The 7,217-nt window shown below is 68.8% G+C and carries 7 protein-coding genes and 1 riboswitch; of the genes, 5 read left to right on the top strand and 2 right to left on the bottom strand.

Annotated elements, in window-relative coordinates:
* Positions 1 to 173 precede the first annotated feature (173 nt).
* From IVW53_15325 to IVW53_15305, 5 genes are all read left to right on the top strand, one after another.
* Positions 174 to 734 (top strand): hypothetical protein, encoded by a 561-nt coding sequence (locus IVW53_15325; protein MBF6606937.1) that lies wholly within the window; start codon positions 174 to 176, stop codon positions 732 to 734.
* A 104-nt stretch (positions 735 to 838) separates the two neighbouring features.
* A riboswitch (cyclic di-GMP riboswitch) is annotated at positions 839 to 922 on the bottom strand.
* A 199-nt stretch (positions 923 to 1,121) separates the two neighbouring features.
* The gene (locus IVW53_15320; protein MBF6606936.1) at positions 1,122 to 2,735 is read left to right on the top strand and encodes a polysaccharide biosynthesis tyrosine autokinase; all 1,614 of its coding nucleotides are present in this window, start codon (positions 1,122 to 1,124) and stop codon (positions 2,733 to 2,735) included.
* Positions 2,732 to 3,763, top strand: coding sequence for a GDP-mannose 4,6-dehydratase (gene gmd, locus IVW53_15315; protein MBF6606935.1), 1,032 nt, complete (start codon positions 2,732 to 2,734; stop codon positions 3,761 to 3,763). Before IVW53_15320 ends, gmd begins: the two co-directional genes overlap by 4 nt.
* Positions 3,764 to 3,786: 23 nt before the next feature.
* Positions 3,787 to 4,737 carry a GDP-L-fucose synthase gene (locus IVW53_15310; GenBank protein MBF6606934.1) on the top strand — a complete coding sequence of 317 codons (951 nt, stop codon included), beginning with the start codon at positions 3,787 to 3,789 and terminating at the stop codon, positions 4,735 to 4,737.
* Entirely contained in the window at positions 4,724 to 5,557 is an 834-nt protein-coding gene (locus IVW53_15305; protein ID MBF6606933.1) for a WecB/TagA/CpsF family glycosyltransferase, read from the top strand. Before IVW53_15310 ends, IVW53_15305 begins: the two co-directional genes overlap by 14 nt.
* Positions 5,558 to 5,570: 13 nt before the next feature.
* Here the strand turns inward: IVW53_15305 and IVW53_15300 are convergent, their stop codons facing one another.
* Both IVW53_15300 and IVW53_15295 read right to left on the bottom strand, forming a co-directional pair.
* A complete protein-coding gene (locus IVW53_15300; GenBank protein MBF6606932.1) occupies positions 5,571 to 6,512 on the bottom strand; it encodes an NAD-dependent epimerase/dehydratase family protein in 942 nt (313 codons plus the stop codon).
* On the bottom strand, positions 6,509 to 7,217 hold a 709-nt coding region (locus IVW53_15295; GenBank protein ID MBF6606931.1), incomplete at its 5' end, for a UDP-glucose/GDP-mannose dehydrogenase family protein. The genes IVW53_15300 and IVW53_15295, both read right to left, overlap by 4 nt.

Below are 7,217 nucleotides of genomic sequence, written 5' to 3'. Positions count from 1 at the left end.
TGGGGGTCGGTGTCGCGGTGGGGGTCGGTGTCGCGGTGGGGGTCGGTGTCGCGGTGGGGGTCGGTGTCGCGGTTGGGGTCGGTGTCGCGGTTGGCGTCGGTGTCGCGGTTGGCGTCGGTCGCGCGGTTGGCGTCGGTCGCGCGGTTGGCGTCGCCGCCGGCGATGGTCGCTGGGTGGGCGACAAGGTCGGCGTTGGTGCGGGCGTGTTCGTCGCGACGGGCGGGGGTGAATTCGGCGCCGTCAGCGTCGCCGCGATGATGGCCGGCCCGGATCCCGGCTCCTGCGTCGCCGCCGGGATCGTTCCAGGCGCCCCCGTCACGCTGGGGGTCGGCAACGATCCGAGGAGGACTCCGTCACGAGGTGACGGAGTCGGCGTTCGGCCTGCCGTCGCCGACGGACGCAGCGAGCGGCCCGAGCCTGTTCCTCCGTCGGCGTTGCCGGTCTGCGAGGAGACGGGCCTGGGCGTTCCGGTCGCGTCGGTCAAGGCCAGCGGGCGACCATCGGACCAACCGACCGCCACGCCGACGTTCGTCCCGCCGATCGGTGTCTGGTCGGCCGTCGGCTGGATCGCTCCAGCTCGCATGGCCACGAACGGCAGCGCGATTGTCGTGACAAGGATCATCGCCGACGCGGTGACGATCCAGCCGAATCGCGGTTCCCCGGGGCGTGACGAAGACGCCGCCCTAGAGGTGGGTGTGGTGGACTGTCGAGCGGTCGGTGGAAGTGACTTGTAGCGCATCGATGAACCTTTCGGACCGCGCTGCGCCGCTCCTGCCGCTGGGCAGGAGTGCAGAGAGTGTCGCGGCAGATCCGATCGGATGGCGCCGCGCGGTCGGTATTCGGCAACCCGTCTGGCTTCGCGCGGGGCGAAGTCACGTGGCTTTCCGTAACCCGCATCACTGCGGGGTTGGCTTTGTCGTGCCGCCGGGCGCGTAGCGCCGCCAGCTCGTCCGACGGTACAGGCCGGTGGAGCGTCCGGGAAGCGGGCGGATAGTCCCGGGAGCGACGGGACTACCGTCCGTGCGACGGGTCCGCTGGCGGTCCGGTGCGCCGAGACACCGCTGGAGGGACCGAAGCGCGCTTCAGCCGGTATACTCCCGTCCCCTGTAGGGATGGTGAGCGTGGAACTTCGTGGACAGGTCGCGGTCATCCGGGCGCATCGACTGCTGATCGTCGCCGTCGTCGTCCTCGCGATCGGCGGCGCGGCGATCGCCAGCGCGCTGCTGCCGAAGGTGTATTCGAGTCGGGTGACGCTGATCGTCGGACAGTCGCTGACAGCAGTGAACCCGGACATCAACCAGCTCAATGCCTCTCAACAGCTCCGGGATACATACGCTCAGGTCGCCACCACGCGCCCGGTCCTGACGGCCGTGATCACGACCCTCCACCTCAATGCGACACCGGACGCCCTCGCGAAGGCCGTTTCGACGGACCTGCCGCCGAACAGCACCCTCCTCACGATCACCGCGCAGGAGAGCGATCCGGCGACCGCCGCGGCCGTCGCGAACGGGATCGCGGCGCAGCTGATCGCGATGTCCCCGACATTGCAGGGACACCAGTCGGACATCCAGCAATCCATCGTGGACAACCTTCGGGCCATCCAGACGCAGATCGACGCCACCCAGTCGTCTCTCGATCAGCTGATCGCGCTGTCCGCGCGGAGCGCGGCCCAGGACCAGCAGGTGCAGGTCCTCGAGGCGCAACTCACGTCGCTCCGGGCGACGTACGCGAGCCTCCTCGCCTATTCGTCGAATTCGGCAGCGAACAAACTGACGGTCGTCGAACCGGCGGTGGCCGATCCGACGCCGTCGTCTCCGAAACCGCTGATCAACGTCCTTCTCGCGCTCGTCATCGGCCTGCTCCTCGGCCTCGCCGGATCCTTCCTCCTCGACTACATGGACGACTCGCTGCGGACTCCAGAGGAAGTGGAGCTGCTGACCTCCGTCCCGGTCCTCGGGTTCATCCCGAAGATGCGCGTGCCGCGTCGCCGCGACCCGATCTACCTGCTGGCGACGCTCGTCTACCCGAGGTCGTCTGCTGCAGAATCCTTCCGGGCGCTCCGGACGAACCTCGAGTTCGCCGGCGTCGACACCGCGATCAAGTCGATCCTCGTCACGAGCTCACTCCCGCTCGAGGGCAAGACGACGGTCGCCGCCAATCTCGCCGTCGCGTTCGCGCAGGCCGGTCGGCGAACCATCCTCGTCGACGCAGACCTTCGGCGACCGGACCTGCATCGCTTCTTCGGGATCGATCAGGGGAGGGGCCTCACGGGCCTGCTGGGGTCGGACGGCGACAGTGTGGACGACGTGGCGTTCGGGACCGAGGACGCCAATCTTCGGATCGTGACGAGCGGGCCGCCGCCCCCGAACCCGGCGGAGCTGCTCGCTTCAGCGCGGATGCGGGAGATCTTCGCCCAGCTGGTGAAGAGTGCCGATGTCGTCGTCATCGACAGTCCGCCCGTCAATGTCGTCACCGATGCGGCGATCCTTGCCGGGCATGTCGACGGCACGATCCTCGTCGTCGATGTCGGTCGAACCTCCAGGAAGGCGGTCCGACAGTCGTGCGAGGCCCTCGCCAAGGTGGGAGCACGGCTGATCGGGTCAGCGGTCAATCGAGCCAGGACCGCTCGTGTCGCGAATGCCTACGGCTATTTCGACGAGGGTCGGCGGCAGACCTCGGCGCAGGCGCAGGCCGTCGCGCGGGGACCGGCTGCGGCCCGGGGAACAGAGCGATAGGACCACGGCGTCGCGCCCTGGTCACGGGCATCACCGGCCAGGACGGCTCGTATCTCGCCGAGTTCCTGCTCGCGAAGGGCTACGAGGTCCACGGGCTGATCCGGCGATCGAGCACGTTCTCCACGTCGCGGATCGATCACATCTACCGCGATCCGCACGATCCGGACCTCCGGCTCTTCCTGTATTACGCGGACCTCACGGACCCTTCGTCGCTCATCAACACGCTCAACCGGATCAAGCCTGACGAGGTCTACAACCTCGGCGCACAGAGTCACGTCGCGGTGTCCTTCGAGATGCCGGAGTTCACCGCCGACACCGCGGGGATGGGGACACTCCGGCTTCTGGAGGCCATCCGATGGGCAGACTGGCCGATCCGGTTCTACCAGGCCGGATCCAGCGAGATGTTCGGCCGCGTCACCGAGACACCGCAGCGGGAGACGACCTCGTTCTATCCGCGGAGTCCGTACGCGGTGGCCAAACTCTTCGCCCACTGGATGACGATCCAGTACCGGGAGGCCTACGGCACGTTCGCCTGCAATGGGATCCTCTTCAACCACGAGTCACCGCGCCGGGGACCCACCTTCGTCACGCGCAAGGTCACGCGAGGGATCGCCGCCATCCTCGCCGGTCAGGAACGTCAGATCTACCTCGGGAACCTCGATGCGCGGCGGGACTGGGGATACGCGCCCGAATACGTGGAGGCAATGTGGCTCATGCTCCAGCGCAACGCGCCGGACGACTACGTCATCGCCACCGGCGAGATGCACTCGGTCCGCGAATTCGTCGAGACTGCCTTTGAGCTCGTCGGGCGCGATTGGCGCGATCATGTCGAGATCGACCCGCGATACTTCCGACCGACGGAGGTGGACGAGCTGTGCGGTGACGCCACGAAGGCCTCGACCCTGCTCGGCTGGCGCCCGAAGACGCGCTTCCGCGATCTCATTCGGCTGATGCTCGAGGCTGATCTGCAGGCCGCCGGGCTGGACCCGGCGACCCATCTCAGCGCCGCCTCTGGATCGGGAGCGTGAGCTCGCTCGACGGGAGCCGGATCATGGTGACCGGCGGCGCCGGCTTCCTCGGCCAGCGCGTCGTCGAGCGGCTGCGGCCGGCAGGCGCGGCGGATGTCTTCGTCCCACGCAGTCACGACTACGATCTCCGCGATCGAGGCGCGATCGAGCGTGCCCTCCGCGAGGCACGGCCGGACGTCATCATCCACCTCGCCGCCGTGGTCGGAGGGATCGGCGCCAACCGCGCCAATCCGGGCCGGTTCTTCTACGACAACGCGATCATGGGTCTCCAGCTGATCGAGGCCGCCCGGCTCGCCGGGGTGCGGAAGTTCGTCACGATCGGGACGGTCTGCGCCTACCCGAAGTTCACCCCGGTGCCCTTCCGCGAGGACGACCTGTGGGCCGGCTATCCGGAGGAGACGAACGCCCCATACGGCCTGGCGAAGAAGATGCTGCTCGTCCAGGGCCAGGCGTATCGCGCCCAGTACGGCATGAACGTCGTGCACCTCATCCCGGTGAACCTGTACGGACCCGGTGACAACTTCGATCCCGCAAGCTCCCACGTCATCCCGGCACTCATCATGAAATTCGTCGAGGCGCGCACAGCGGGACTCCCCGAAGTGGAAGTCTGGGGCACCGGCCAGGCGTCGCGTGAGTTCCTCTACGTGGATGACGCGGCAGAGGCCATCGTCGCGGGCGCGGCCGCCTATGACGAACCGGAGCCGATCAACCTTGGGGTGGGTCACGAGATCACGATCCGGGACCTGGTGGAGATCATCCGGCGGATGGTCGGATTCGAGGGTGACATCCGGTGGGACCCCACGAAGCCCGATGGACAGCCGCGGCGAGCGCTCGACACGAGCCGGGCGCGGGACCGTCTCGGGTTCGTTGCGGGTACACCCTTCGAGGTCGGCCTGCGGAGGACGATCGACTGGTACGAGCACCGGCGCATCAGGGATCGCGCGACGGCCGCCGGGGACCGTGACGCACCCTGACAGCGGGGCGGATCAGGGTTCGCCCGACTCGATCCCGGCGTCGTCATCCGTCCCGGTCATCGAGATCGGCGGGATCCCCATCGCGACGCTCACCTATGAGCAGGCCCTGTCGCTGTTCCTCGGGGCGCGCACGGCCGGTCGGCGACTGGCGGTCCACTTCTGCACCGCTCACACGATCGTCGAGTCCACGGACGACGACCGTCTGCGGACGGCGCTGCGACACGAGGCGCTCAACGTCCCGGACGGCGTGCCGCTCGTGTGGGTCGGGAGATCGCGCGGGCGCCGCCTCGAGCGGGTCTGCGGCCTCGATGTGCTGCCGGACATCGCGGACCGCGGGCGCGCGCTGGGTGCTCGGCACTACTTCTACGGCGGGGCGGATGACACGGCGGCCCACCTGGCCGCCCGCCTCGGCGAGCGCTTCCCGGGCTTGCTCGTGGCCGGCATCGAGGTGCCGCCGTTCCGGCCGCTCACGGTGGCCGAAGACGAGGCCATGGTCGCCCGAGTCAACGCGGCCCGGCCGGACTTCATCTGGGTGGGTCTCGGGACGCCCAAGCAGGACCTCTGGCTCGCTGAGCACCGCGATCGCCTCGACGCCGCCGCGCTGATGGCCGTGGGCGCCGCGTTCGACATCGTCGGCGGCCGAAGGCGGCGCGCGCCGCGGGTCATGCGCAGGCTGGGGCTCGAGTGGCTGTTCCGGCTGGCGCTCGAGCCCCGCCGGCTCCTTCGCCGATACACGATCGCGAACGCGCGGTTCCTCGGGATCGTGCTCCGGGACGCCGCACGACGCGGATCCTCCCGCGCGAATCCGCCAGGCGGCTGAGCCCCCGCCCGGTTCAGGCCGCGGAGGACATCTCGGCTCCGAACGCCGCGATCGTCCGGGTGAGACCCTCGGACAGATCGATGCCCGGGGTCCAGCCGTAGCGCGCCCGCATCCTGGCGATATCCGGCTGGCGATGCTCGGGATCGCCGGGTCGTCGCTCGGCGTACTCGATGGGTGAGTCGGTACCGGTGATGCCACGGATCCGTTCGGCAAGCTCGCGCATCGTGACCTCATGCGGGTTCCCGATGTTGAGCACCGCGCCGTCGAGGTCGCGGTCCAGCGTGACCGCCAGCAGCCCGTCCACCAGATCGCTGACGTAACAGAACGAGCGGGTCTGCCCGCCATCGCCGTGGAGCACCATCGGCCGCCCGGCGAGCGCCGCCGTGATGAGTTCCGGGATGACCCGGCCGTCGTCGTGCCGCATCCGCGGACCGTACGTGTTGAAGAGACGGACGATGTTGGCCCGGACCCCGTGTCGCCGGCGCATCGACATGACGAGCGCCTCGCCGAACCGCTTCGACTCGTCATAGCAGGAACGCGGGCCGATCGGATCCACGTTGCCCCAGTACGTCTCGGGCTGCGGATGGACCAATGGGTCCCCATAGACCTCGGAGGTCGAGACGAAGGTCATCACGGCGCCTGACTCTCGCGCGACGTCGAGCAATCGCCAGGTGCCGGTCGAGTTCGCCGCCAGCGTCTCAAGGGGCATCCGCACGTAGTCGATCGGGCTGGCCGGCGAGGCAAGATGGAGGACCACGTCTGCCTGCATGGACAGCGGCCTCGTGACGTCACGTTCGACGAACTGGAAGTCCGGACGAGCCTCGAGCTCGGAGATGTTCCGTCGGGCACCGGTCGAGAGATTGTCCACGCAGACGACCTCATGGTCTCTGGAGAGAAGCTCGCGGCAGACATGGCTGCCGATGAAGCCCGCTCCGCCGGCAACGAGGACCCTCAATAGTCCGAGCTCCGTCGGCGCGGCGTCGTCGCCGTACGGCCGACTCCCATGTATGCCAGCCCCTCGGCCTCTACCAGGTGGCGGTCCAGGACGTTGCGCCCGTCGAAGACGAGACTGCCCTTCATCGCGGACCGCACCGCGCCGAGATCGACGGACCGGAACTCGGCCCAGTCGGTGAGGATCGCCAGGGCGTCGGCGTCCTGCGTCGCCTCGAGCGCGCTTGATCGGAGGAACGGGGCAAACCGGGCGGGCACCAGCCCGGCATCGGCGGCGACCGCCGGGTCGTAGGCCTGGATCTTCGCGCCGGCGTTCGCCAGGAGACCGACGACATCCATCGCCGGAGACTCCCGCGTGTCCTCTGTGTCCGCCTTGAAGGTGAGCCCCCAGACCGCGATCCGCCGACCCTCGAGGCTGCCGAGCCTCCCCTGGAGGCGACGGACCGCGCTCGTGCGCTGCGCCTGATTGATCTCCTGGACGCCGGAAAGGACCGGAGTCGCCACCCCGAATGTCTCTCCGATGTAGCGCAGGGCGGCGACGTCCTTGGGAAGGCAGCTGCCGCCGAACCCGATGCCCGGTCGGAAGAAGTGGTCGCCGATCCGCGGGTCCAGGGCGATCCCCTCGACGACGCGGTCGATATCCACGCCGATCGCATCGCACAGGCGGCCGATCTCGTTGATGAACGAGATGCGCGTCGCGAGGAACGAG

The organism is Chloroflexota bacterium (genome assembly GCA_015478725.1).
Lineage (GTDB): Bacteria > Chloroflexota > Limnocylindria > Limnocylindrales > CSP1-4 > C-114.
This window is presented reverse-complemented; position numbering and strand designations above follow the sequence as displayed.